Below are 25,480 nucleotides of genomic sequence, written 5' to 3'. Positions count from 1 at the left end.
ATGATCACGTCCGGGGTGGATCAGCCGGCGATGCGGATGAGCTTCTTGTTGACGAACTCGTCAGCGGCCAGCGTGCCCATCTCACGGGAGGTACCGCTGCGCTTCACGCCGCCGAACGGCAGCTCCGGGGAGTCGGCGAGCACGCAGTTGACGAACACCATGCCGGCTTCGATCTTGTCCGCCACCCGCGCGGCCTGCGCCTCGTCGGTGGTGAAGACGTACGAGCCCAGGCCGTAGGCGGTGTCGTTGGCCAGCTCCACGGCGTCGTCCTCGTCCGCGACGCGGTACACCACCGCCACCGGGCCGAACAGCTCCTCGGAGTAGGCCGGGTTGCCCGGCACCACGTCGGTGAGGACGGTCGGCGCGTAGAAGGCGCCGTCGCGGGTGCCCCCCGTGACGAGCGTGGCGCCTGCGGCGACGGCGCGCTCGACCTGGTCGGCCAGGCGCTCGGCCGCGGCCAGAGAGCTCAGCGGCCCCAGGTCGGTGCCGTCGGCGAACGGGTCTCCCGTCGTGGCGGCGGCCATCTTGGCGGTGAACTTCTCCACGAACGGCTCGTAGAGGTCGTCCACCACGATGAACCGCTTGGCGGCGTTGCACGACTGCCCGGTGTTGTCCAGGCGCGCGGCGACGGCGGACTCGACCACGGAGTCGAGGTCGTCGGTGGACAGCAGCACGAACGGGTCGGAGCCGCCCAGCTCCAGGGCCACCTTCTTGAGGTGGCGCCCGGCGATCTCAGCGACGGCAGCACCGGCGCGCTCCGAACCGGTCAGGGAGACGCCGGCAACGCGCGGATCGCCGATGACGGCGGCGGCCTGGTCGTTGGTCAGGCGCACGTTGACGTAGGTGCCCGCCGGGGCCCCGAGCTCGGCCGCGGCGTCGTCGAAGGTCTTCTGGATCAGCTCGGCCGAGAGCGGGCACTGCGGGGCGTGCTTGAGGAGGATCGTGTTGCCCACCACGAGGTTGGGGCCAGCGAACCGGGCCACCTGGTAGTACGGGAAGTTCCACGGCATGATCCCCAGCAGCGGGCCCAGCGACACCCGACGGATGACCGCGCTGCCCTCGCCGCCCAGCAGCTCGATCGGCTGGTCCGCCGTGAGCTGCTCGGCGCGGTCGGCATAGAACTCGTAGATGTCCGCGGAGAAGTCGACCTCGCCGAGCGCGGCCTCCTTGGGCTTGCCCATCTCCCGCACGATCGCGTCGGCCAGCTCCTCGCGGCGCTCACGGTGCAGCGCCGCCACGCGGCGCACGAGCTCGCCGCGCTGCGCGGCGGTGCTGCTGCGCGACCAGCCGCTGTGCGCGGCGGCGGCAGCGGCGATGGCGGCCTCGACCTCGGCGTCGGTGGCGGTCGGGTAGGAGGTCAGCTCCTCACCGGTGGCGGGGTTGACGATCCGGTACTCGCTGGTGCTGCTCATGCATGCTCCTTCTCGGTGGGGCAGGACGGAGTTCACGGCGGAGGATCGGGAGTGCTGTCGCTGCGGCGCAGCGTCTCAGAACGGGAGGACGCCGGGGAAACCAGGCGCCGGATGATCGTCAGGACGGCTCACCCGGCGGCACCGGCTGCCACGACGACGACAACAACGTCTCGCTCGATGGTCTGGTCGCTACCCGGCAGCGTGCGGGGGCAGCGGCGCCCAAGCAATGATCGACGACGACGCCACCGATGCCCCCAGGGCATGGGCGACCCACCGCCGGTGTCCCGGCGCTCACCGCGACGACGTCAGGTGAGCTGCTCGAGGACCGTCGGGTCCTGGATGCGGTGGTCCCGCGCCAGCAGCACCACCTTGCTGACCACCTCCGCCGTCCGCGGGTCGTCGTCGGCAAAGGGAAGGAACACCCGGCCCCGGTGCTGGGCCCCCACCGGGACGAGCAGCAGCGCGCCACCCGGCTGGCGGTGCACCACCCCCGAGCCCAGCTGGACGGAGTACGTGCCCAGCCGGCCGTGCACGCGCGCGTGGTGCTCCGTGGTCTCGACGTTGGGCAGCCCCAGCGCCTGGGCCGTCTCCTCCACGAGGCGTCGTCGCACCTGCACCGACGACTCGCTGGTCTCGGGGTCGACCCCGCTGGAGTGCGCCACCGACACCACGAGGTCCAGGTCTCGCATCACCTCGCTGAAGATCCGCGGCGGCACCTCCCCCACGGGCACCGCGTCCCAGGTGCCCGTGCGCACGAAGTGCACCTCACCAAGCGCGGGGTCCTCCACCTCCGCAGCAGACAGCCACCCGCCGTCGAGCGTGCACCACGCCGTGATCCTCTGGGCGTGGAAGGTCCGCGCCCAGCCGGCCTCGTGGTCCGCCACCCAGCCCCGAGCGGACAGGAGCGCCCCGGCGCGACGCCGCTCCACCTGGTGCCCCGCGTACCGGCGCGAGAGCAGCCCGTCGCCAGTCTCCGTGGCCGTGAGCACGTAGAGCTCCCGGAACAGCTGCCGAAAGGGCTGCCGCTGGCCCGAGGTGAACAGGGCGTGCTGCAGCTGGGGCCACTCGCCCCCGGCGAGCAGGTCGACGGGGTGGGCGATGCAGAGCCCCGACCCGTCCACGGGCCTGTCCTGCCCCTCGGGACCGCGCAGCACGCGCGGGTCGTCGGTGGCTAAACCTGCCACCCCTTCGGCGGAGACGAGCACCAGGGTGCGCAGCGCGACCGCCAGCACCGGGTGGCGCAGCAGCTCGGCCACCTCGTCCGGGGCGAAGACCTCCCCCACCACGCACGAGGCCTCCAGCGAGCGGCGCATCCGCGAAGCCTGCTGGCGCAGCGCGGCCGCCCGGTGCTTCAGAGCGGCCACCGCCGGGACCTTGGCCGCTGCTGCCGGAACGGCCTTCAGCGCGCGGCCGCCTCGGTCCACCGCGAGCTGGGGCGACCCGTCGGCCTCGAGCGAGAGCGTCACGGTGAGGTCCCCGTGGGTGGCGGTGAGCTGGCCGTCGACCACGTCTCGCACCGCCTCGGCCTCCACCGCCCACGTGAGCCTGGCCGGGTCTCGGTAACCCGCCGAGCGCGCCAGGTTCTCCAGGGCGACCTCCACAGCGGTGCTCTCCGACGCCCGCCGCTGCGAGCCCGACGTGCGGTCGGAGGCCACGAAGCCGACCAGCACCTCGTAGCGCCCCAGCACCGCCGGATCACGCGGGCCGCTGACGGGGAGGAGCCCGAGCGCCCGCACGGCGTCCTGGTGCCGCTTGGAGCGGATCCGCTCGAGCAGCGCCCCCTCCTCCACCCGCCCCAGCAGCGCGTCGGCGAACAGCTGGGCGCGCTTGTGCCCGCCAGAGGACGCGGCGTACCTGGCCGCCGCCAGCACCGCGTCGAAGCGCTCCTCCCCCAGCTCGTGGAGCACGCGCTGGAACCAGGAGACGTCCGCAGCACCACGCACGAGGTCGGCGGCGTCCAGCGGGGTGCGCTGGGCGACGGCGGAGGTCCACGCCTCGCGCAGGTCGCGGTCCAGCGACCATTCGTCGTCCTTGGTGTGGGCGTGCACCCACCAGACGGCGGACTCGAACCCCGGCCAGCCGAGGTGGGACTCCACGAACCCCGCCCACTGCGGGGCGTAGAAGCCCAGCTCCAGCACGCGGGGCTGCGGGACGTCAGCAGCGCGCAGCGCGGCGGTGAGCTGCTCCGCCGACTCCCCGGGCGCCGGGGAGCAGGCCCGCACGAGCCTCGAGAGCGACCCCTCCCGGCTGTCGCCCACACGTACCCGCGGGCGAAGGGCCGCTGGCCCAGCGCCACCAGGAGCGACACCACGAGGTCGACGCCCGTCACCGAGCGCACGCGCCTCGCCACGTCGGAGAGCGGCCCGGCAGGTCACCGCGCGAGAGCTCCCCGCCAATCGCGGCGGCCCGCACCTCGTCGACCACCGCGGTGACAGCAGCGGTGCGTGCCCAGGCCGGCGGCCGCTGCGACGTCAGCTCCTCGAGGGCGCCGGTGGTGGCGCCGAGGCCCTCCAGTGGCTGCCCCCGGCCGTCGACGAGGAGCAGGGCGTCCAGGAGGTCGGCGCGCGTGGCCGCCCCCCGCCTCGACGGCCCGGCACAGCAGCTCCTCACCGGGGCGGTGGCGCCAGGGCTGGTCGGGCACGAGCCGCCCCTCACCGGAGCCCAGCTCGTAGAGCTCGTGATGGCGGACCCGCGGCCCGTCGAGCACGTCCAGCGCGCCCTCCGGCTCGTCGAGGAAGCGGGCCAGGCGCCATAGCCGGGCCACCTGCCCCGGGGTCAGGGTCTCCAGCGGCAGCACGGACTCCGGTGGCGCGAAAGCCTCGCGGCCGTCGCACCAGACCTCGTACCCGGGCTCGACGAGCACCCGCCGCGACCCCAGCCGCTCCGCCGTGGCCGTCGGACCGGCCAGCGTGGAGAGAGGCAGCTCGGCGAAGAGGACCTCGAAGGCGTCCAGCACGACGTCGGCCCACGAGCTGCGCCACCGCGAGCCCGCGAGGCTGTCGATGACCGGCAGCACCAGGGCCGACGCGTGCGGGTCTTCGGGGACGGGGCCGACGACCCGGGCGGAGACGCTCGCCGCCCACGGCGCGTCCTGTCGCGGCAGCGCTGCCCGCAGCAGCGCCAGCTCGAGCCCGCCGTCGGTGAACTCGGGCGCGGTGCGCTCCCACCACGGCCCCAGCACCTCCTCCAGCGGCAGCGGCGCGCCGGGCGCCGCGTCAGGCAGCCACCGCAGGTCCGCCAGGAGGGCCACCTCCCCGTACCAGGTGCGCAACTCCACGTCGCGGTGCTCCGACAACCACGCCCGCAGCGACGTGACCACGCGCAGACAGGTGGCGTGGAACCGGGCGAACCCGTCCCCGGGCGGCGCCACGGGCCGCTCGGCCGGGGTGCGCTTCTCGGGACGGTGGCGCAGGTGCTGCGGGAGCTGCGTCGGCGGGGGCGCTCCCGCGGCCTCAGCACCTCCCAGGCCGGCGCGCTGCTCGAGCTCGCCCGCAGCAGCCGACTGCTCCGGTGTGCCCGCCGCCAGCGCGGCGACCGATGCGGCCACCGCCTCCGGTGACTGGCGCTGCAGCAGCGTCAGAGCGGTCCGTCGCACGTCGCCGGCCTTGCGCCGCAGCGCGTCCTGGAGCAGCGCGGCCTCGGCCGGAGTGATCTCAGGCAGCGCCTCCAGCGCCCGGTGCGCCTGGGACCGCACCCAGGAGGACGGGTCGGTGACATAGCCGAACAGCGCCGCGCGGTGGGCGACCGGGTCTTCGGCGAGCCCCTGCACCGCACCCGAGCGACCGTCGGCGGAGGCCGCGGCGAGGGCCTCCGGCGGAGCAGCGGCCACCGGCCGGTGGGCGAGGACGACGTCGGCGGCGTGGGCCGAGCCGACCTGGAGCAACCGGCTCCCCACGACCCCCGTCTCGACCTTGGTGGGCGCGCCCAGCGTCCGCACCCGCTCCAGCAGCACCTCGACGTCGTCGTCGTCGAGCTGGGCGTGCCGGTCACGGGCGTACGGACCGGTCGGCCACGCGGAGACGGCGGTGGCGTACACCGCGAGGTCGGGGTCTGCCAGGCACGGGCGCAGCGCCGCCCTGGCCTGCGGCAGCCCCAGCTCCGCGAGGAGGCGGACAGCGGCACGGCGCACACCCGGGCCGGCGTCCCCGCCGGAAGGACCTGCGAGCAGATCCGCCGCGGCCGCGACCGCCGCGTGGGCGTCGCGCTGGGCGAGGGCGAAGAGGCGGACGAAGGTCTCCTCCGGTGCGCCCGGCTGCACGCGCTCCCGGGCGAGCGGCGCAGGGTCCACGAGGGCGCGGGCCAGCTCCGCGAGCAGTCCGGGCAGCTGCCCGGTGCGCCTGGCGGCCAGCTCCTCACCGAACCACACCCCCACAGCACGGACCGTGCCCGCGAACCTCACGAGGTCTTCGCTGACCACCACGTCCAGGAGCGCGGCGAAGGCACTCGGGTGGGCCAGGTCGACCGCTTCGAGGATCACCGACCGCAGACCTTCCTGCCGTCCGGCGGCCCGCAGCAGCACCACGACCTGCTCCCACAGGTCCGGCCGGTCGCTGCCCAGCAGGGCGGCCAGCCCGTCGCGCGTGGTGCCACTGACCGGGTGGCGCCCGAAGGCGCTGGCGAGGAGGGCTTCCGTGACAGCGTCGTTCCCGGCGGTGACCTCCGAGGCGAGCAGCCCGGCGAGGGCACCCCCAGGGACCGGGAGGTGGGACAGCCATGTGGCGAACCACGCGGCGTCGCAGGGCCAGTTCCCGGCCAGCACGAGCAGCTGGCGGAGGGTCTCGCTGCGCGCCAGCAGCGTGTCGCTCGGACAACTGCTGCGGAAGCCCCGGCGCTCCCAGCCCACCTGGTAGGGCGCCGAGCGCGCCCACGACCACCACCGGGCCAGCGCCTCACCGAGCTCCGGACGCACCTCGCAGAAGGTCTGCCGCAGCTGCTCGGCGTCGAGGGCGTCGAGCAGCTCGGCGACGTCGACGCCGTCGTCAGCGCAGACGTCGTCGGCCCAGCGCTGCAGCCGCTGGGCCAGCGGTCCGCCGGTCGGAGGCCGCAGTGCTCCACCCCCCCCCCAGAGGGCTCTCCGTGCTCGCGGCGAAGGCCTTGAGGTGTTCCTGCGCCTGCTCCCGCGTCAGCACCGCTCAGCCGCCCGTCAGCGCGACCAGGCGCACCAGACGCAGCCGCGTCCGAACGTCCACGTGCACGTCGGCGTCGAGGTCGTCCACGGGCTCCCCGTCGAGGAGGGCGAGCACGAGGCCGTCCTCGAAGGCCTCCAGCGCCCGCGCGACCGCCGTCGCGAGGGCGGGCGCCGCCGGGACCGACCTCCCACCGCCGCGGAACCGGCCGTCTGCGTGCCCCAGGGCGAGGTCCGCCGGAGTCAGCACGCGCAGCACGAGCTGCTCGCTCCGGCGCGCCTCGTACGCCTCCACCTCGGACTGCACGAGCGCCGTCAGCAGGCGTCGCAGGGTGGTCGTCCCGATCGGCGCCGGGACCTCTCTGTCGACGACCTCACCGGGACGTCCCGCCGCTCGCACCTCGACGATCACGAGGGAAGTCTTCACGAAGGGTCTGACACACGCGCGAGGCCCGGCCTGACCTCGCGGTCTGACCGGGCCTCGCACTGGTGCCCCCGGCAGGATTCGAACCTGCGCCCCCGCCTCCGGAGGGCGGTGCTCTATCCCCTGAGCTACGGGGGCAGCTGCCACGCTGGACGCGGCCCGATGAGACTACCAGCGCGCCTGCCGGCCGCTGACGGGGCTCACTCCCCGGCGACGTACTCCCAGTGCCACGGCTCGTAGGGACCGCCGCCGCCCTTGCGGGCCCAAGCCGGGTGGTCCCAGCCGAACTTCGGGGCGTTCTCGATGAGCCAGTCGTAGTGCTCGTCGCTGGTCTGGACACCGTCGCCGAGGTCGACGGCGAGACCCCACCCGTGCTCGCTGGTGCCCGGCACCGCGGCGAGGCCCGGCTTCTTGCGGCGCACCTGCACCTGCGCCTGGTAGGAGCGGTAGGAGTCGGTGATGACGATGTCCTTGCCGAAGTGGTCGCGGTAGGCGAGGTTCAGCTCCGCGAAAGCGACGGCTGCGTCGGCGCGGAGCCGGTGCTTGTCCTGCCACAGTCCGCACATCTGGTCGTCGTCGAGGCGACCGTTCTTGTTGCCGGAGATGTCGGGGCGGGCGCCGCTGCAGTCACCCACGAGGGACTGGAGCGCGGCCTGGTGTGCCGCGGCAGCCCGCTCCGCAGCCTCCTTCTCGGCCTGAACCCGCGCGGCTTCCTCGGCGGCGGCCTGTGCGGCGGCGTCCGCGGCGACCTGGGCGGCGGCGGCGCGCTGCGTGGTGGCCTGCAGCGCGCTCTCACGAGCGGCGGCGCGGGAGACGGTCAGAGCCTGCGCAGCACGCTCGGCCACGAGGTCGGCGACGTCGGCCACCCCGGAGGCTGCGGCGGCGCGCGCGGTGCTGGCCCCGGCGTCGGCGGTGGTGCCCGTGGTGGTGTCCGCCTCGGCGCGCAGGTGGGTGCCCACGAGAGGGGCGACGAGGGTGGCGACCCCGAGGGCCCCCACGACGGCGAAGTGGGGCAGCGCGACCCGCGCCCGGCGGGGCAGACGGTGGGCGGCCGGTCCACGGCGCGGGGCGAAGACGGGCTGCGCGACGTCGTCCTCGGAGAGGAGAGCCTCGTGGACTGCCGCTGCCGTCGGCGCGGGCGCCAGCACCACGGGGGTCGTCTCCACGACCCAGCCGGCGGCGGGGGTGGTCGGCGCCTCGACCGCAGGGGCCGACTGTGCGTGCTCGACGTCGCGACGCGACCAGCCCACGCCGGGGAACAGGGGATCCGTGCGCAGGTCGAGGTCGTCCTCGGCGAACGGACGGGCGTCAGGCGCAGCCGGGGTGACGGGCGACGGGGCCGGCGACGGCGCCGGCGCGGTCTCGGCGAGCAGCGCCTCGAGCTGGGCCAGCACATCGGTGTCCGAGCGCGAGGGCAGCATCGGCGCGTACCCGGAGGCAGCCGGAGTGGCCGCGTGACCGGCCGCGCGGGCCGCCTGCTCGCGCAGCGCCCGGCGGCTGCCGGGGCGGGCTGGCTCGACAGGTCGGGCGGGTGCGTCGACCGGGCCGGTGGCGGCGCGCCGGGAACGACGGGTCGGCAGCTCGGGAACGACCGTCGGAACCGGAACGGGAGCGGGAGCGACCACCGGCGCGGCGACGGCGGCTGACGGCTGCGCGACACGCCGGCGGCGGCGCAGCGGCGCCTCGACGGCGGTGAGCTCGTCAGTAGTAGGCCACCCGGCGTCCCAGGTCGGCTCCGACGGCGCCGGCGGCGCGGACGACCTGCGGCCGGCGAGCCCGTCCGGCACGGGGAGCGGCACGGGGGCCGAAGGGTGCGCGACCGGCAGCCCCGCGGCCCAGGCCGGCGGCGCGGTGCGTTGCTCGGGAACACCGAGCAACGCCGCAAGCTCACGGAATCCGTCCGGCGGGGTGGCTACCGCGGTGGCGCGGCGTCCGCCGCGAGCAGCCGGCACGGCTGCCTCGGGGGTGCCACCCCGGCCGGCCCTGTCAGCGCGGCTGTTGGGCCAGGACGCCGGACGCGGCCCTGCCTCGGTGCGCTCGCGCACGTCCACCGCGACCCCGGAGGAGTCACCGAAGCCTTGCTCGGCTCCGCGGTGTGACGGCACAGCGGGACCTCCAGGGAGTTCGGGCGGCGGTGGGCGCACGGGCGATGCCCTGCCCCTGACGTGCGGCGGAGCATCTGAGCCGAGGCTTCGACGTGAGCGAGACTAGGTGAAGGGCGCCGCGCGGTCTGGGACTTGCGCGGTTCTGTGGAAAAGGAGTTGCACGGCTGTCGTTCTTTCGCAGGTCACAGGCTCATCACGGCGCGACACGCCACGCCGACGCGCCGCGACACCGAGCCAGACCTAGGTCAGAGCCCGGTCAGATCGGGCTCTGACCGAGGTCAGCGTCGAATAGCGCGGCGTCTCGACACCCCGCGGGGAAGCTCACCAGCCGGTCGGGAGCGGACGGCCCTCCTGGTACCCGGCGTCGGACTGCACGCCCACCACGGCCCGCTCGCGCAGCTCCGCGAGGTCGCGCGCACCGGCGTAGGTGCAGGCGCTGCGCACGCCCGAGGTGATCTGGTCCAGCAGGTCCTCCACGCCCGGACGGCGCGGGTCCAGGTGCATGCGGGAGCTGGAGATGCCCTCCTCGAAGAGCGCCTTGCGCGCCCGCTCGAAGGGGCTGTCGGTGCGCGTGCGGGCGGCGACGGCGCGGGCCGACGCCATCCCGAAGCTCTCCTTGTAGGCGCGGCCGTCCGCACCGACCATGAGGTCGCCGGGGCTCTCGTGGGTCCCGGCGAACCAGGAGCCGACCATGACCTGGCTGGCCCCGGCGGCGAGTGCGAGCGCGACGTCGCGCGGGTGGCGCACGCCGCCGTCGGCCCAGACCCGGGCTCCCAGCTCGCGCGCGGCGGCGGAGCACTCCAGGACGGCGGAGAACTGCGGCCTCCCGACGCCGGTCATCATGCGCGTGGTGCACATGGCGCCCGGTCCCACGCCGACCTTGATGACGTCGGCGCCGGCCTCCACCAGGTCGCGCACGCCGTCGGCGGTGACGATGTTCCCGGCGACCACGGGGACGTCGGGGAACGCGCCCCGCACGGAGGAGACGGCGCGCAGCGCCGAGATCATCCGCTCCTGGTGGCCGTGGGCGGTGTCGACGACGAGCACGTCGGCGCCCGCCTCGAGGACCGCGGCTGCGGTGGCCGCGACGTCTCCACCCAGACCGATCGCCACGCCGATGCGCAGCCGCCCGGAGGCGTCCAGAGCCGGCGCGTAGATGCGCGAGCGCAGGCAGCCCGTGCGGGTGAGCACGCCCCGCAGCGCGCCGTCGTCGTCGACGACCGGGGCGAAGGTGCGCCGGGCCGAGTCGAGCGCGGTGAAGGCCACCTCGAGGCCGCCCTCGCCGAGGACGTCGTCAGCGCGCAGCACGAACGGCTCGCGTGTCATGACCTCGCCGACCTGGGTGAACCTGTCGACACCGGTGCAGTCCGACGCGGTGACCACGCCGACCACCACGCGCTGCGGGTCAAGGACGACGGCGGCGCCGTGGGACCGCTTCGGCAGCAGGTGCAGCGCGTCGGTGACGGTGTCCGTCGGAGTCAGTTCGACGGGGGTCTCCAGCACGGGGTGGCGGCCCTTGACCCAGGTGATGACGTCGCTGACGACGTCGAGGGGCAGGTCCTGCGGGAGCACCGCCACCGCTCCGCGGCGCGCCACCGTCTCGGCCATGCGCCGCCCGGAGACGGCGGTCATGTTGGCCACGACCACCGGGACGGTGGTGCCTGTCGCGTCGTCAGCGGTGAGGTCGACGTCGAGCCGTGAAGTCACCCCCGACCGGGACGGCACCAGGAACACGTCGTTGTAGGTCAGGTCCGTTGTGGGCTGCTGGCCGGGGAGGAATCGCACGTGAACCCAGGGTAGCCCAGAAGAGGACACGCCCTCCGAGGCGTGCTGAGGAGTGGACGCTGAGTGCGGGTAGGGTTGGTCTACGAACCGCGCCAGCGCCGAAACGTGGAAGTGGGCGATCCTCGCCGTGACGCAGACACCGACTACCGGTGGACGCCAGGACGGGCCGGGGTTCGACCCCGCGGCCGCGTTCGGCGCCAACGAATGGCTGGTTGAAGACCTCTACCAGCAGTACCTCCGCGACCGCACCGCGGTCGACCCGGCCTGGTGGGATTTCTTCGCCGGCTACGCCGACAACGGCGCGGGCAACGGGTCCGGCACCGGCAACGGCTCGAGCAGCCCGAGCAACGGGACGTCGAGCAACGGCTCCGGGAACGGCTCGAGCAGTAGCTCCGCCGCCGCACCCGCCGCGAAGGCCGCTCCCGCGGCTCCCGCGGCACCGGTGAAGCCGCCGCAGCCTGCCGCCGCCGCGAAGACCGCGCCGGCCAAGGCACCCGCCTCCAGCACCGACGCGCCCGCCGTCCCCGGCGCCCCGGGTCCGTCGCGCCCCGCCGAGCGCCCGGCGCCGCGCAGTGGCACGCCGACACCGGCCCAGGCGGCACCGAAGACGCCCGCCCCGGCGCCGACGTCCGCGGACGAGCAGCCCACCTCGGTGCGCCTGCGTGGTCCCGCAGCGCGCGTGGTCACCAACATGGAGGCCTCCCTCTCCGTCCCCACCGCCACCAGCGTGCGGACGGTCCCGGCGAAGCTGCTTATCGACAATCGCATCGTCATCAACAACCACCTCAAGCGGGCCCGCGGCGGGAAGGTCTCCTTTACGCACCTCATCGGGTACGCCGTGGTCGAGGCGCTGCGCGAGATGCCCGAGATGAACTGGGCGTACACCGAGGTCGACGGCAAGCCCGGCATCCTCCAGCCGCCGCACGTGAACTTCGGCCTGGCGATCGACCTTCCCGCCAAGGACGGCTCGCGCCAGCTGCTCGTGCCGTCCATCAAGAAGGCGGAGACGCTCGACTTCGCGCACTTCTGGGCCGCCTATGAAGACCTGGTGCGCCGCGCCCGCTCCGGTGGGCTGGGCGTACCCGACTTCGCCGGTACCACCATCAGCCTCACCAACCCGGGCACCATCGGCACGGTCCACTCGGTGCCGCGCCTGGTGCAGGGTCAGGGGACGATCATCGGCGTCGGCGCCATGGACTACCCGGCCGAGTACTCCGGTGCCTCCGCCGAGACGCTGGCGCGGCTGGCGGTCAGCAAGACGCTGACGCTGACCAGCACGTACGACCACCGCATCATCCAGGGCGCGCAGTCCGGTGAGTTCCTGCGGCTGATCCACGGCAAGCTCCTCGGCGACGACTTCTGGGACGGGATCTTCACCGCGCTGCGGATCCCCTACGAGCCGGTCCGCTGGGTGCAGGACATCTCGATCTCCCACGACGACGAGATCGGCAAGACCGCGCGCGTGGTCGAGCTCGTGCACGCCTACCGGGTCCGCGGCCACCTCATGGCCGACACCGACCCGCTGGAGTACCGCCAGCGCCGCCACTACGACCTCGACATCCGCAACCACGGCCTGACGCTGTGGGACCTGGACCGCGAGTTCCCCACCGGTGGCTTCGGCGGCAAGCCGCTCATGAAGCTGCGCGACATCCTCGGCGTGCTGCGTGACTCCTACTGCCGCACCGTCGGCCTGGAGTACATGCACATCCAGGACCCGGCCCAGCGTCGCTGGATCCAGGACCGCGTGGAGCGTCCCTACACGCCGCTGAGCCGTGAGGGCCACCTGCGGGTGCTCAAGCGCCTCAACGACGCCGAGGCCTTCGAGACCTTCCTGCAGACCAAGTACGTCGGGCAGAAGCGGTTCAGCCTCGAGGGCGCGGAGTCCGTCATCCCGCTGCTCGACGCCGTGCTCTCCGAGGCCGCGCACGCGGGCATCGAGGAGGTCGGGATCGGGATGGCCCACCGCGGCCGCCTCAACGTCCTGGCCAACATCGCCGGCAAGAGCTACTCGCAGATCTTCCGCGAGTTCGAGGGTGTGCAGGATCCGCGCTCCGTGCAGGGTTCCGGTGACGTGAAGTACCACCTCGGCACCGAGGGCGTCTTCACCTCCCAGGACGGCACGCAGACCAAGGTCTACCTGGCGGCCAACCCCTCCCACCTGGAAGCTGTCGACCCGGTGCTCGAGGGCATCGTGCGTGCCAAGCAGGACCGCATCAACCTCGGCGGTTCCCGCTTCCCGGTGCTGCCGGTGCTCGTCCACGGTGACGCCGCCTTCGCGGGTCAGGGCGTGGTCGCGGAGACGCTGAACCTGTCCCAGCTGCGTGGTTACCGCACCGGCGGCACGGTGCACGTGGTCATCAACAACCAGGTCGGGTTCACGACGGCGCCGGCCAGCTCGCGGTCGTCGTTCTACTGCACCGACGTGGCGCGGATGGTCCAGGCGCCGATCTTCCACGTCAACGGAGACGACCCCGAGGCCTGCGTGCGCGTGGCCAAGCTGGCGTTCGCGTTCCGCGAGGAGTTCGCCAAGGACGTCGTCATCGACATGGTGTGCTACCGCCGCCGCGGTCACAACGAGGGGGACGACCCGTCGATGACGCAGCCGCTCATGTACGGCCTCATCGAGGCCAAGCGGAGCACCCGCAAGCTCTACACCGAGGCGCTCATCGGCCGCGGCGACATCACCGTCGAAGAGGCCGAGAAGGTCCTGGACGACTACCGCCAGCAGCTCGAGCGCGCCTTCGAGGAGACCAAGGACGGCGCCGAGCCGCGTGCAGTCACCTCGGGCGAGGCCAGCGACAGCTCCTCCACCACCGCCGGTCTCGACAGGCCCGCGTCCCAGCGCGACGAGTCGGTGGCGGACCCCTCCCGCACCGAGATCGACGAGCAGCTGTTCCGCGCCATCGGGGAGGCGCACGTCGAGATGCCGGACGGCTTCACGGTGCACCCGAAGCTCAAGCCGATGCTCGACAAGCGCGCCCAGATGACCCGCGAAGGTGGGGTCGACTGGGCGATGGGCGAGCTGCTCGCCATCGGCTCCCTGCTGTCCGAGGGCACCGGCGTGCGCCTGGCCGGTCAGGACAGCCGCCGCGGCACGTTCGCGCAGCGTCACGCCGTGCTCATCGACAGGGTGACCGGCGAGGAGTGGACCCCGCTGCAGAAGTTCGCCACCGGCGACGCACGCTTCTGGGTGTACGACTCGCTCCTGTCCGAGTACGCCGCGATGGGCTTCGAGTACGGCTACTCCGTCGAGCGGCCCGACGCGCTGGTCATGTGGGAGGCCCAGTTCGGCGACTTCGCCGGCGGCGCCCAGACGATCATCGACGAGTTCATCTCCTCCTCCCAGCAGAAGTGGTCGCAGCGCTCCTCCGTGGTGCTGCTGCTGCCGCACGGCTACGAGGGCCAGGGGCCCGACCACTCCTCGGCGCGCATCGAGAGGTTCCTCCAGCTGTGCGCGGAGGAGAACATGACCGTCGCGATGCCGTCGACGCCCGCGTCGCACTTCCACCTGCTGCGCCGCCAGGCATACCAGCGGCCGCGCCGCCCGCTCGTGGTCTTCACACCGAAGTCCATGCTGCGGCTCAAGGCCGCCAGCTCGCCGGTGTCGGCGTTCACCGAGGGCGGCTTCCAGACGGTGCTCGGTGACGACCCGCGCGCCATCGACGCGGCCTCGGTCGACAGGGTGCTGCTGTGCTCGGGCAAGGTCACCTACGACCTGCTGGCCGAGCGCGAGCGCCGCGGAGACCGCCGTACCGCCGTCGTCCGCCTGGAGCAGCTGTACCCGCTCGACGGGCGCGTGCTGCGCGAGGTGCTGTCGGCGTTCCCGGCCTCCGCGGAGCTGGTCTGGGTCCAGGAGGAGCCGGCCAACCAGGGTGCGTGGCCGTTCCTCGGCTACGCGTTCGCCGAGGCGCTGGCCGACAGGGCGGTGCGCCGCGTGAGCCGGCCCGCGTCGGCCTCGCCGGCCACGGGTCGCTCGAAGGCGCACGCCGTCGAGCAGAAGGCCCTGGTCGCGGAAGCCCTCGACCGTTGAGGGCGCCGGCCACGCGGGTCTGCGTGGTCGGTGACGACCTCGTCGCCGGGGTGGGCGACCCGCGCGCGCTGGGGTGGGCCGGGCGGGTCGCCGCCCGCACCCGCACCGAGCACGACGCGGTCGCCGCCACGGTGATGGCCCTCGGGGTGCCCGGGGAGTCCACAACCGCGCTGCGGGAACGGTGGCAGGGCGAGGCGGCGCGGCGTTGGGGCGGCAGTGACGACCGGCTGGTCGTCGGGCTCGGCCACGTCGATGCGGCGCTCGGCTCGTCGCTGGCCCGCAGCCGTCTCAACCTCGCCGACGTGCTCGACTCCGCGGCGGCTGACGACGTCCCGGCGTTCGTCGTCGGGCCGCCGCCACCGCTGGACCCGTCGCTGCGGGCTGCGGTGGCGGAGCTCGCCGGTGGTTGGGCCGAGGTGGCGAGCCGTCGCGGCGTGCCCTACGTCGATTGCTTCGGCCCGCTCGTCGCGCACGAGCAGTGGATCGCCGATCTGGAAGCCGGCGACGGCGTACACCCGGGTCAGGTCGGGTACGGCTTGCTCGCGTGGCTGGTGCTGCACGGTGGCTGGCACGCCTGGCTGGGTCTGCCCCTCACCCCCTGACGCCCCCCATTCCGCACTTTCCTCGGCAAGTGCGGCACCCACGCCCCGGGATGCGCACTTGCCGCGGAAAGTGCGAGAAGGGTGGGAAGGGTGGGTAGCGGATCAGGGACGGACGACGATCTTGCCGAACGCCTCGCCGGCCTCGAGCCGCAGCAGGCCGTCAGCCGCGTCGGCCAGCGGCAGCACGTCGTCGATGAGAGGGCGCACGCCCGTCGTCGCGCAGAGGCGTGCGAGCCGGCCCAGCTCCTCGCGGCTGCCCATCGTCGAGCCGACCACCCGCAGCTGTGTGAAGAACACCCGGTTCAGCTCGGCCGGGGCGTCACCGGTGGTCGCGCCACAGACCACCACGGTCCCGCCGGGCTTGAGCGAACGCAGCGAGTGCCCCCAGGTGGCCTTCCCCACGCTCTCCAACACCGCGTCGACCCGTTCGGGCAGCCGCTCCCCCGGCGCGAACGCGGCATGCGCCCCGAGGTCAAGCGCGCGGGCCCGACGTTCCTCCGAGCGGCTCGTCACCCACACCCGCAACCCCGCTGACGCGGCCAGCGCCACGAGGGCGGTCGAGACGCCGCCGCCGGCGCCCTGCACGAGCACGGTGTCGCCGGGCGCCGTCCCCGAGTTGGTGAAGAGCATCCGGTAGGCGGTCAGCCATGCCGTCGGCAGGCAGGCGGCCTCCTCGAAGGTCAGCTCGGCGGGCTTGTCGACGAGGTTGCGCGCCGGCACCCGCACCACGGGCGCGAGGGTGCCGGGCCACCGCTCGGACAGGAGCGTGCGGCGCGGGTCGAGCGTCTCCTCCCCGGCCCAGTCGGGATCGGACAGGACGGCGTGCACCACCACCTCCCGGCCGTCCTCGGTGGTCCCGGAGGCATCGCAGCCGAGCACCACAGGCAGCGCGTCGGGGTGGACGCCGACACCGCGCAGGGTCCACAGGTCGTGCCGGTTGAGGGCCGCGGCGCGCACGGTCACCGGCACCCACCCGTCGGGCACCGGTGACGGGTCACGCTCGGCGACCTCGAGGAACGCCAACGGATCGGCATCGAGCCCCGAGGGGTCCTGCGGGGTGCGGACGGCGCGGGCTGCCAGCATCCGCTCACGCTAACCGTCAGGTGGCGAGCTCGAGCCCGGCTATCTCGCGGCGGGTGGCGAGCAGCCTGCCCGCCTGCTGGGTAGCCACGTACCCGAGGAGCGCCACGAGGTGCAGCAACCACACCCAGAGCAGGACGGCGGTCCACCCACCGACGGCCTGGTTGCCGCCGAACGGCGCGCCCAGGTCGATGGGCAGCCACAGGAACAACGTGAAGCCCTGCAGGAAGCCGGAGATGAACGCCCCGGTAGTGAAGCCACCGACGATCGCCAGGCGCCAGGACGGCGGGTCGGGCGCCACCACGCGGAACGACCACGCCAGCGGCACCGACACGGCGATCCAGTCGACGTTGAGCGCCACGTACACCCCGAGGGCGGTGGCGGCGGGGCGGCCCTCGGAGAACAGCGTCGCCAGCAGCGGGGTGATCCCGAGCACCGCCAGCAGCAGCAGGGGGGCCGCGGCGAGCACCGGCAGGACGGCGATGCGTCCGCGCCACCCGGTGCGGCTCTCGGTGACCCGGTCCAGCGAGCCGTACGCACGCCGCAACCCCTCGCCGTACAGGCTCGCGGCAAACGCCGCGAACAGCGCGACGAACCAACTGGTGGACGCGGCCTGCTCGATGACGGTGCGCGCCACCGCGCCGGCTCCGGTGCCACGTGGCAGGGCGGCCTCGAGCGTCGTCGCCAGGTAACGGAGCCGCTCCTCCCCCACCACCAGAGTCGCCAGTCTCACGGCGAGCATGAGCATGGGGACCCCGGCGATGGCGGCGTAGAACGTCACGGCCGCGCCGTGCAGCAGCAGGTCCTGCCGGCTCAGCTGCGAGCGAACGGCCCATGGCAGCGCCCTCAGCACGAGGCGCCAGGCGGGGGTCGCCGCGGTGAGCTCCGACCGGCGCTGAGACCGGCTAGCCCCCTGGCGCTCCACCCTGCTCACGCAGGTCATGCTGCCGCGTCCGGCGGTCGGGCGCGGCGGGGGAACGCCGATCGTCAGCTGGCGAGCTTCAGGCGCCGATCGTCAGGCGCCGATGCCGGCCCGGCGCAGCTCGACGGACAGGTCGTGCGGGTGGGTGGCCGCCGCGAGCGCGTGCTCCTCGGAGACGACGCCGTCGCGCACCAGGCCGAACAGGGCCTGGTCGAAGGTCTGCATGCCGTAGAAGGCGCCGTCGGCGATGACGTCGTGCATGCCCGCCGTGAGGGCGGGGTCTGCCACGGCCTGGACGACGCGCGGGGTGGCGACGGCCAGTTCGAGGACGGCGACCCGCCCGACCTGGTCGGCGCGAGGCACCAACCGCTGGCAGATGATGCCGCGCAGCGACCCGGCCAGCCCCAGCCGCACCTGCTGCTGCTCGTGCGGGGGGAAGAAGTCGACGATGCGGGCCACGGTCTCGGCGGCGTCGGAGGTGTGCAGGGTGGAGAGCACCAGGTGGCCGGTCTCGGCGGCGGACAGCGCCGCCCGCACCGTCTCGGCGTCGCGCATCTCGCCGACGAGGATGACGTCGGGATCCTGACGCATGGCGGCGCGCAGCGCCGCGGCGAAGTCGCGGGTGTCGACGCGGACCTCGCGCTGGTTGACCATGCCGAGCTTGTCGGGGTGAAGGACCTCGATGGGGTCTTCCAGGGTCACGATGTGGCATTCACGGGTGCTGTTGATGTGGTCGATCATGCTCGAGAGCGTCGTGGTCTTGCCCGAGCCGGTGGGGCCGGTGACGAGCACCAGTCCGCGGGGCTCCAGCGCGAGCGATGCGACCACCGGCGGCAGTCCCAGGTGCTCCAGCGGCACCGGCTGCGTGGAGACCCTGCGGAACACCAGGCCCGCGCTGCCGCGCTGGCGGTAGGCGTTGACGCGGAAGCGGCCCACTCCGGGCAGCGAGTGCGCGAAGTCCGCCTCGTTGGTCTTCGCGAACTCCTCCGCGAGGTCGGCCCGCAGCACCGCGGCGACCATCTGCTCGGTGTCGGCGGAGGTGAGCTCGGGGACGTCGAGCCTGATCAGACGCCCGTTCACGCGGACCCGTGGCGGCGACCCCACCTTGCAGTGCAGGTCCGACCCCGACAGCTCGACGAGGGCGCGCAGGTACTGCTGCAGGTCGTTGGATGCGGGCGCCGTCGCGCCGTCGCTCACCGGGGTCACCCTCGCCCATCGGCTCGGCTCGGGCCGTACCTGAGCCTGTGGGACCATCGAGGCAAGCGTGACGACATGTGTTCCGTCAGCTGAGTCTCGAGAGGAGGTCCCCCATGAGCAAGCGAGCCCGCAAGCGCCGCGACCGCAAGAAGGGCGGCGCCAACCACGGCAAGCGCCCCAACTCCTGAGGGAGCCGGCAGCGATGTGCTGCTGGATGCACGAAGGCTAGATCGACGAAGGCCGCGACCTGTCCGGGTCGCGGCCTTCGTCGTGCGCACGGGGTGCGGCGAGAGGCGATGAGAGGTCAGGCCTCGCGCGTGGTCGTCGTCGTCGTCCTCGTGACACGGGCGACCACGGTGCTGCCGTCGTGGCTGAGCCCGGTCACCGTCGAGACGGAGGAGGACCGTGACGTCGTCGATGTCGTGACCGTCTCCACGTGCGTGATGGATGCGAGGATCTTGGCGCGGAGGTCGGCCGGGGCCCGTTCGCTGCAGCAACGGCGCACGAGCGCCTTGAGGGCCGCCTCCACCTCGTACTCCTCCAAGCACGGAGGGCACGCTTCGAGGTGGCGATGGATCTCGGCAAGCTCGGCGACCGTCGTTTCGCCGTCGAGGGCGTCGTAGATGCGCGCGAGGACGCCGTCGCACTCCGCGCTCATGACGGGTTACCCGCACCCGAGCCGCCGGATGCAGCGGTGGCGGTGGCCGCGGGGATGAGCCCGCGCTCTCGGGCGTAGTCCTCGAGTTGAGTGCGCAGGATGCGGCGCCCTCGGTGGAGGCGCGACATCACGGTGCCGATCGGCGTCCCCATGATCTCTGCGATCTCCTTGTACGCGAAGCCCTCGACGTCCGCGTAGTAGACCGCCATCCGGAAATCTTCCGGAACGGCCTGCAGGGCACGCTTGACGTCGGTGTCGGGCAGGTGGTCCAGCGCTTCCGTCTCCGCCGAACGCAGGCCGGTGGAGCTGTGCGCCTCAGCGCGCGCGAGCTGCCAGTCCTCGATCTCGTCGGTGCCCGCCTGCTGCGGCTGGCGCTGCTTCTTGCGGTAGGTGTTGATGTAGGTGTTGGTGAGGATCCGGTACAGCCAGGCCTTGAGGTTGGTGCCCGGCCGGTACTGGTGGAAGCTCGCGAATGCCTTGGCGAACGCCTCCTGGACCAGGTCCTCGGCGTCGGCCGGGTTGCGCGTCATGCGCAGCGCGGCGGAGTACAGCTGGTCGAGGTGCTGCAGCGCCTCAGCCTCGAAGCGGGCGGTGCGCTCTGCGGTGGTCTCCTGCGGGGCGCGCACCGTCTCATCAGCCTCATCGGGCTCGACGGCCACGTCAGCTGCGTCACCCGCGACGCTCTGGGCGTCGCTGATCCCCTCGCTGTGGTCAGCACGGGAGTCCGGGTGGTCGCTCATCGCCCCCCACAGTAGTGGCGGGGGCGGCACGAGGGTCTCTCCACGCGGTTCGGCGACGAGCACGCCTTCCTCCAGCTCCGGCGGGTCAGGTGTCCGCCACGGCGTGCAACGCCACGCGCCGGGGCCTTGTTCCGCACGGTGACCCACCGGCTCTGGCACCCGTGGTGGCGCGCCGTAGTCGGGTGCGGTAGACCGATCTCCATGAGTCTCGTCCGTCGTTTCGCCCGACCGCTCCTCGCGGCCCCGTTCGTCTACGGCGGCGTCGACCAGCTGCGCAAGCCTGACCGCAAGACCGACGGCGGCGGCCCGATCATCCCCGCCCTCAAGGGCCTGTCGGTCGGTCCGGTCACGCTCCCCAGCGACGACGCCGGCCTGGTGCGCCTCAACGGTGCCCTCATGACCACCGCCGGGCTGGCGCTGGCCGTCGGCAAGGCGCCCCGGGTGTCCTCGGCGGTGCTGGCGGCGTCCCTCGTGCCCACCACGCTGACCGGGCACCGCTTCTGGGAGGCGCCCGACGCCAAGACCCGCCAGCAGCAGCTGGTGCAGGCGCTGAAGAACGCGGCGCTGTTCGGCGGGCTGCTCATCGCCACTGTCGACACGCAGGGCAAGCCCGGCCTGGCCTGGCGCGCGGAGCACGCTGCCAAGCAGACCCAGCGCACCGCCAAGGTCGCGTCCGTGGCCGGCTCCGCCGTGGCGAAGCGGGCCGCGAGGAAGGCCCGCAAGAGCGCCAAGCGTGCCCAGAAGAAGCTGGAGAAGGCGCTCGACTGAGTTCCGTTTCCCGCTCCACGACGGTCTCCGCAAGGTTCTCCACAGGGTTTCAGCACGGCCGCCGGGCCGGTCGCCCAGCCGGGTGCCCGGCCCGTCGTCGTGCCTGCCCGCGCGCCGTAGGCTCGTCCTCGATGAGCGCCTCGACGAGCACGGCCACCGCTTCCCCCCTCGACTGGGCGGCTCCCCTCGGTGAAGCACCCGTCGACGCCGAGGTGCGTCTGCCGGGCTCGAAGTCGCTGACCAACCGCTACCTCGTGCTCGCGGCCCTCGCGGACGGTCCTTCGGAGCTGCGCGCACCGCTGCGCTCGCGCGACACGCTGCTCATGGCTGCCGCCGTCGCCTCCCTGGGCGCCCGCGTCACCGATGTCCCGGTCGATGGGACGGGCACCGGCAGCGAGGTCGCGAGCTGGCGCGTGGAGCCGGGCGCGCTGCGCGGCGCCGGTCAGCTCGACTGCGGCCTGGCCGGCACGGTCATGCGCTTCCTGCCGCCGGTGGCCGCGCTGGCCAGCGGCACCACGACCTTCGACGGTGACGCGCACGCCCGCACCCGCCCCATGGCACCGCTGCTGGGGGCGCTGCGGGAGCTGGGGGCCGCTGTCGACGACGGCGGCCGCGGCCTCATGCCCTTCACCGTGCACGGCGCGGGCCGCCTGCCGGGCGGTCGCACCGTCATGGACGCCAGCGCCTCCAGCCAGTTCGTCTCGGCGCTGCTCCTGGCGGGCGCTCGCAGCGACGCCGGCATCGAGGTGGTCCACGAGGGGGCACCGGTGCCCAGCGCTCCGCACCTCGTGATGACCCAGCAGGTACTGCGCGACGCCGGGGTGGAGGTTGAGTCAGACCTTGCTGCCACCGGTGGCGCCTCGGGCACGCACTGGCGGGTGGCGCCCGGCCGGGTGGGCGCCCTCGACGTCGACGTCGAGCCCGACCTGTCCAACGCCGCGCCGTTCCTCGCCGCCGCCCTGGTCACCGGCGGACGGGTCACCGTGCCGGGCTGGCCGCAGCGCACCACCCAGGCCGGTGACGCGCTGCGCTACCTGCTGGACGAGATGGGCGCCGACGTCGACCTCACCCCCGAGGGCCTCACGGTGCGCGGCGGCGACGGCGTCTCCGGCATCGACGCCGACCTCCACGACGTCGGCGAGCTCACCCCCGTCATCGCGGCGGTCGCGGCGCTGGCAGACACCCCCACCCGGCTGCGGGGCATCGCGCACCTGCGTGGCCACGAGACCGACCGCCTCGCGGCGCTGGCCACCGAACTGAACGCCCTCGGCGGAGAGGTGTCCGAGACCGAGGACGGCCTGCTCATCAGGCCGCGGCCGCTGCACGGCGGCAGGTTCGCCACCTATGGAGACCACAGGATGGCGACGGCGGCCGCCGTGCTCGGGCTGGCCGTGCCCGGCGTCGTCGTCGTCGACGTCGGCACCACCGCCAAGACCATGCCCGACTTCACCGGGCTGTGGACGGGGATGCTCGCGCGCTGATGAGCGGACCGTCGGATCGTCGGATGGAAGACCAGCGCCGCCGCACCACCGGTTACGACGAGCGCGACGTCCGCGTCAGGCCCAACCGCCGCGGCTCACGGCCCCGCACCAAGGACCGCCCCGACCACGCCGACGCCGTGCCCGGGCGTGTGCTCACCATCGACAGGGGTCGCCTCACGACGCTGGTCCACGAGGGCCAGGACGACGAGCGCGAGGTGGTCGCCATGCGCGCCCGTGAGCTGGGCCGAGCGGGCATCGCCGTCGGAGACCGGGTGGGCCTGGTCGGTGACACGAGCGGCGCCGTCGACACCCTCGCGCGCATCGTGAGGATCGAGGAGCGCAGCTCGGTGCTGCGGCGCACCGCCGACGACACCGACCCCGTCGAGCGCGTGCTCGTCGGCAACGCCGACCAGCTGCTCGTGGTGACGGCCGTGGCTGACCCCGCGCCGGTGCAGCGCATGGTCGACAGGTGCCTGGCGGCCGCCTACGACGGTGGCCTGCAGCCGGTGCTCGTGCTCACCAAGGCCGACCTCGGCGATCCGGCCGAGGCACTCGCGGCATGGGCGGCGCTGGATGTGCCGGTGCTCGTGGTGCGACGCCGGGTGCTGGACGACGGCACACGCGTGCTCGACGGTGTGGACGCCGTCCGCGAACGGCTCACCGGCCACGAGAGCGTGCTCGTGGGGCCGTCGGGCGTGGGCAAGTCGACGCTGGTCAACGCACTCGTGCCGGGGGCCGGCCGAGCCACCGGCACCGTGAACGAGAACACCGGGCGTGGTCGGCACACCTCCAGCTCGGCAGTGGCGCTGTCGTTGCGCGATGCCGACGGTGCTCGGATCGGCTGGGTGGTGGACACCCCGGGCGTGCGCAGCTTCGGCCTGGCGCACCTGACGCCCGAGCGGCTGCTGCGCGCCTTCAGTGACCTCGAGCCGGGCACGGAGGGCTGCCCACGCGGCTGCACCCACGACGACGCCGAGACGACCGAGTGCGCCCTGGACGCGTTCGTCGCCTCGGGTGGCGCCGGCGACGCCGGTCCGGCGCGCCTCGACTCGCTGCGGCGGCTGCTGCGCAGCCGTTCCGGGGAGGCCGACTCCCACTGACCCCTCCGTGATCATGGGCCTCCGCCACCTCCCGGGGTGGCGGAGGCCCATGATCACGGCCGGGGGTACGGGGGCAGTCCCAGGGAGCGGCGTTCGAGTGCGGCCAGCGCCGCCGTGATCCGAGGATCACCGCCGCGCAGGTCGGCCAGCGGGTCGGAGCTGACGGACGCCAGCGTGCCGAGGGGCTGGTTCACCAGGGCGCGCCAAGCCAGCAGCTCGGTGCGACTGCGCGCGGTGGGGCCGGGGGTCGCAGTGGCGTCGTCCAGCCAGGCTCTCGCCGCACCGGCACGCCGGGCGAAGCGCCACCGCGCCGGCAGCCAGAGGGCCACCACGAGCAGGACCGGCAGCACTGCCACGGCGAGCCCGAGCACGGCGGCGAGGTGGCCGATCGTCGTCGCCAGGTCCAGTCCGGCGGTGGCGAGGTCGTCCGCGGAGCCGCTGGCGCCGTCGAGCGGGGCGGACAGACGGTCTCCGACCAGCGGCACCTTGCCGGCGGCATCGGCCGCGCCGCCGAGCTGGTCGCGCAACCCGCCGGCGCCCTGCGCGAGCGAACGAGCCGGGTCGGCGAGGGCCACGACGGCGCCGTGCACCACCACTCCGGTCACCGCGCAGGCCACCGCCCAGAGCAGGACGGCGACGTCAGCAGTCAGCTGGCGAGCCCGACGGGCGGGGCTGGCGGCGTAGGGCTGCAGCGGCACCGTCCGATCCTGTTCCGGAAGTCCATGATCACGGCCTGAAACTGCTCGGGAAGTCCATGATCGCCGCAGGGGTTGACCCCAGGGTTGCCAGCGGGATGTCAGAGGTCGACGGAACCGCCGGTGCGCCAGTAGACGCCCTCGGCCCTGTCGAGGAAGCCCTCGTCGACGAGGTAGCGGCGCAGCGCGGCGACGTCGTTGTGGAAGGCCCGCAGCAGCGCGTTGACCTCGAGCTCCGGGTACCGCTCCCCCGGCTCGAAGACCCTGGCGATGAGGTCGAGCACCACGAGGCGCTTCGCGCGCTTGGCGGGGATCGCGGTGAGGCGCCCGTCGTCGCCGAGGAAGGCCCGCAGCACCTTGTCGCGCCGCTCCAGCGCCTGCTGCAACGGCTCGCCAATAGCGCCGTCGGTGCTGCCGCTGCTGCTCCCGCTCTCACTGCCGCGAGGTGCCCAGACCACGCCTCCCAGGGTAGGAGCGACCGCTACGGTGCGAGATGTGCCCGGTTATGACGACGACCTGAGGCTCGCGCACGTCATCGCCGACGCCGTGGACAACCTCACCTCCACCCGCTTCAAGGCCCGCGACCTCGTGGTCGACACGAAGCCCGACCTGACGCCCGTGACCGACGCGGACCGTGCCGCGGAGGAGATCGTCAGGTCTCAGCTGAGCCGCACACGCAGCCGCGACGGCTTCGTCGGGGAGGAGAGCGGCACCAACCGCGGCTCCTCGGGGCGGCAGTGGGTGGTCGACCCGATCGACGGGACGAAGAACTTCGTGCGCGGCGTTCCGGTGTGGGCCACCCTCATCGCCCTCCTGGACGACGGCGTGCCCGTGCTCGGCGTGGTCTCCGCGCCGGCGCTGAACCGCCGCTGGTGGGCGGCGCAGGGCACCGGGGCCTACACGGGCCCGCGACTGTCCTCCGCGAAGCGACTGCAGGTCTCCCAGGTCTCCGCCCTCGGCGACGCCAGCCTGAGCCACTCCGAGATCTGGGAGTGGGAGGAGGCGGGGCGCCTGGAGGGCTTCCTCGACCTCACGAAGAAGGTGTGGCGCACCCGCGGCTACGGCGACTTCTGGAGCTACGTGCTGGTCGCCGAGGGCGCCGCCGACATCGCGTGCGAGCCCGAGCTGGAGCTCTACGACATGGCCGCCCTCGTGCCGGTGGTCACCGAGGCGGGCGGCCGGTTCACCTCGTTGGACGGCGTGGACGGCCCGCACGGGGGCAACGCGGTGGCCACGAACGGCCTGCTGCACGACGAGGTGCTGGGACTGCTGCAGCGCCGCTGACGTCCTCCGCGCGCGCCGCGGCGGGCAGGCTCGGTACGAGCCCGCCCGCCGCGGATCCGCCAGATCGGCGCC

At 73.6% G+C, this 25,480-nt stretch carries 20 protein-coding genes and 1 tRNA gene; 7 read left to right on the top strand and 14 right to left on the bottom strand.

The features are described 5' to 3' along the window. Positions 1-20: 20 nt before the first annotated feature. The 7 genes from BXY45_RS05870 to BXY45_RS05840 all read right to left on the bottom strand — a co-directional run bounded on the left by BXY45_RS05870 (position 21) and on the right by BXY45_RS05840 (position 10,851). Positions 21-1,412, bottom strand: coding sequence for an NAD-dependent succinate-semialdehyde dehydrogenase (locus BXY45_RS05870; RefSeq protein ID WP_109773388.1), 1,392 nt, complete (start codon positions 1,410-1,412; stop codon positions 21-23). Between the two features lie 305 nt (positions 1,413-1,717). Continuing rightward, a complete protein-coding gene (locus BXY45_RS05865; protein ID WP_146211098.1) occupies positions 1,718-3,670 on the bottom strand; it encodes a DUF4132 domain-containing protein in 1,953 nt (650 codons plus the stop codon). A 113-nt stretch (positions 3,671-3,783) separates the two neighbouring features. Next, entirely contained in the window at positions 3,784-6,321 is a 2,538-nt protein-coding gene (locus BXY45_RS05860) for a DUF5724 domain-containing protein (RefSeq protein WP_109773386.1), read from the bottom strand. Positions 6,322-6,544: 223 nt separating this feature from the next. Continuing rightward, entirely contained in the window at positions 6,545-6,949 is a 405-nt protein-coding gene (locus BXY45_RS05855) for a hypothetical protein (protein ID WP_146211097.1), read from the bottom strand. Positions 6,950-7,024: 75 nt separating this feature from the next. Then, positions 7,025-7,099 (bottom strand) — tRNA-Arg (locus tag BXY45_RS05850). A gap of 62 nt (positions 7,100-7,161) precedes the next feature. After that, positions 7,162-9,066 carry a M15 family metallopeptidase gene (locus tag BXY45_RS24685; protein WP_109773384.1) on the bottom strand — a complete coding sequence of 635 codons (1,905 nt, stop codon included), beginning with the start codon at positions 9,064-9,066 and terminating at the stop codon, positions 7,162-7,164. A 321-nt stretch (positions 9,067-9,387) separates the two neighbouring features. Then, positions 9,388-10,851 carry a GuaB1 family IMP dehydrogenase-related protein gene (locus BXY45_RS05840; RefSeq protein ID WP_109773383.1) on the bottom strand — a complete coding sequence of 488 codons (1,464 nt, stop codon included), beginning with the start codon at positions 10,849-10,851 and terminating at the stop codon, positions 9,388-9,390. A 127-nt stretch (positions 10,852-10,978) separates the two neighbouring features. Here BXY45_RS05840 and BXY45_RS05835 point away from each other — a divergent pair, with 127 nt between their 5' ends. Continuing rightward, positions 10,979-14,881: a multifunctional oxoglutarate decarboxylase/oxoglutarate dehydrogenase thiamine pyrophosphate-binding subunit/dihydrolipoyllysine-residue succinyltransferase subunit gene (locus tag BXY45_RS05835; RefSeq protein WP_109773382.1), complete on the top strand. Its 3,903-nt coding sequence runs from the start codon at positions 10,979-10,981 to the stop codon at positions 14,879-14,881. A gap of 23 nt (positions 14,882-14,904) precedes the next feature. Beyond that, positions 14,905-15,483, top strand: a complete 579-nt coding sequence (locus BXY45_RS05830) for a GDSL-type esterase/lipase family protein (protein WP_245961664.1) — start codon at positions 14,905-14,907, stop codon at positions 15,481-15,483. Between the two features lie 102 nt (positions 15,484-15,585). Here BXY45_RS05830 and BXY45_RS05825 read toward each other — a convergent pair whose 3' ends face one another. The 3 genes from BXY45_RS05825 to BXY45_RS05815 all read right to left on the bottom strand — a co-directional run bounded on the left by BXY45_RS05825 (position 15,586) and on the right by BXY45_RS05815 (position 18,682). After that, entirely contained in the window at positions 15,586-16,566 is a 981-nt protein-coding gene (locus BXY45_RS05825; RefSeq protein WP_109773380.1) for a zinc-binding dehydrogenase, read from the bottom strand. Positions 16,567-16,582: 16 nt separating this feature from the next. Then, positions 16,583-17,497 (bottom strand): YhjD/YihY/BrkB family envelope integrity protein, encoded by a 915-nt coding sequence (locus BXY45_RS05820; protein WP_170131334.1) that lies wholly within the window; start codon positions 17,495-17,497, stop codon positions 16,583-16,585. Between the two features lie 81 nt (positions 17,498-17,578). Next, positions 17,579-18,682: a type IV pilus twitching motility protein PilT gene (locus BXY45_RS05815; RefSeq protein ID WP_211319265.1), complete on the bottom strand. Its 1,104-nt coding sequence runs from the start codon at positions 18,680-18,682 to the stop codon at positions 17,579-17,581. 113 nt (positions 18,683-18,795) lie between these two features. Here BXY45_RS05815 and BXY45_RS24815 point away from each other — a divergent pair, with 113 nt between their 5' ends. Next, on the top strand, positions 18,796-18,870 hold the full coding sequence (locus BXY45_RS24815; protein WP_370591786.1) for a 50S ribosomal protein bL37: 75 nt from the start codon (positions 18,796-18,798) through the stop codon (positions 18,868-18,870). A gap of 116 nt (positions 18,871-18,986) precedes the next feature. Here BXY45_RS24815 and rsrA read toward each other — a convergent pair whose 3' ends face one another. Both rsrA and BXY45_RS05805 read right to left on the bottom strand, forming a co-directional pair. Continuing rightward, positions 18,987-19,340 carry a mycothiol system anti-sigma-R factor gene (gene rsrA / locus BXY45_RS05810; RefSeq protein ID WP_109773377.1) on the bottom strand — a complete coding sequence of 118 codons (354 nt, stop codon included), beginning with the start codon at positions 19,338-19,340 and terminating at the stop codon, positions 18,987-18,989. After that, positions 19,337-20,080: a sigma-70 family RNA polymerase sigma factor gene (locus BXY45_RS05805; RefSeq protein WP_109773490.1), complete on the bottom strand. Its 744-nt coding sequence runs from the start codon at positions 20,078-20,080 to the stop codon at positions 19,337-19,339. The genes rsrA and BXY45_RS05805 overlap by 4 nt, the downstream gene beginning before the upstream one ends. Before the next feature lie 201 nt (positions 20,081-20,281). Between BXY45_RS05805 and BXY45_RS05800 the strand changes: the two genes are divergently transcribed. From BXY45_RS05800 to rsgA, 3 genes are all read left to right on the top strand, one after another. After that, on the top strand, positions 20,282-20,848 hold the full coding sequence (locus BXY45_RS05800; RefSeq protein ID WP_109773376.1) for a DoxX family protein: 567 nt from the start codon (positions 20,282-20,284) through the stop codon (positions 20,846-20,848). A gap of 131 nt (positions 20,849-20,979) precedes the next feature. After that, a complete protein-coding gene (aroA, locus tag BXY45_RS05795; protein WP_109773375.1) occupies positions 20,980-22,329 on the top strand; it encodes a 3-phosphoshikimate 1-carboxyvinyltransferase in 1,350 nt (449 codons plus the stop codon). Between the two features lie 23 nt (positions 22,330-22,352). Beyond that, entirely contained in the window at positions 22,353-23,429 is a 1,077-nt protein-coding gene (gene rsgA, locus BXY45_RS05790; RefSeq protein WP_172601927.1) for a ribosome small subunit-dependent GTPase A, read from the top strand. A gap of 53 nt (positions 23,430-23,482) precedes the next feature. Here the strand turns inward: rsgA and BXY45_RS05785 are convergent, their stop codons facing one another. Together BXY45_RS05785 and BXY45_RS23710 are read right to left on the bottom strand one after the other, a co-directional pair. After that, on the bottom strand, positions 23,483-24,127 hold the full coding sequence (locus BXY45_RS05785; protein WP_109773374.1) for a hypothetical protein: 645 nt from the start codon (positions 24,125-24,127) through the stop codon (positions 23,483-23,485). Between the two features lie 98 nt (positions 24,128-24,225). Beyond that, entirely contained in the window at positions 24,226-24,582 is a 357-nt protein-coding gene (locus BXY45_RS23710) for a DUF2087 domain-containing protein (protein ID WP_211319264.1), read from the bottom strand. Between the two features lie 28 nt (positions 24,583-24,610). On the opposite strand from BXY45_RS23710, the gene hisN reads away from it, so the two are divergent. Next, on the top strand, positions 24,611-25,408 hold the full coding sequence (gene hisN / locus BXY45_RS05775) for a histidinol-phosphatase (RefSeq protein WP_109773372.1): 798 nt from the start codon (positions 24,611-24,613) through the stop codon (positions 25,406-25,408). Positions 25,409-25,480 lie beyond the last annotated feature (72 nt).

The sequence above is a fragment of the Quadrisphaera granulorum genome (assembly GCF_003149145.1).
Lineage (GTDB): Bacteria > Actinomycetota > Actinomycetes > Actinomycetales > Quadrisphaeraceae > Quadrisphaera > Quadrisphaera granulorum.
Note: the sequence above shows the minus strand (reverse complement) of the source record. Positions and strands in the feature narration are given on the sequence as shown.

Coding starts and splice junctions, on each gene's coding strand:
- rsrA (WP_109773377.1), bottom strand. CDS start 19,340: ATGAGCGCGGAGTGCGACGGCGTCCTCGCGCGCATCTACGACGCCCTC.
- BXY45_RS05805 (WP_109773490.1), bottom strand. CDS start 20,080: ATGAGCGACCACCCGGACTCCCGTGCTGACCACAGCGAGGGGATCAGC.
- BXY45_RS05825 (WP_109773380.1), bottom strand. CDS start 16,566: ATGCTGGCAGCCCGCGCCGTCCGCACCCCGCAGGACCCCTCGGGGCTC.
- BXY45_RS05800 (WP_109773376.1), top strand. CDS start 20,282: ATGAGTCTCGTCCGTCGTTTCGCCCGACCGCTCCTCGCGGCCCCGTTC.
- rsgA (WP_172601927.1), top strand. CDS start 22,353: ATGGAAGACCAGCGCCGCCGCACCACCGGTTACGACGAGCGCGACGTC.
- aroA (WP_109773375.1), top strand. CDS start 20,980: ATGAGCGCCTCGACGAGCACGGCCACCGCTTCCCCCCTCGACTGGGCG.
- BXY45_RS05870 (WP_109773388.1), bottom strand. CDS start 1,412: ATGAGCAGCACCAGCGAGTACCGGATCGTCAACCCCGCCACCGGTGAG.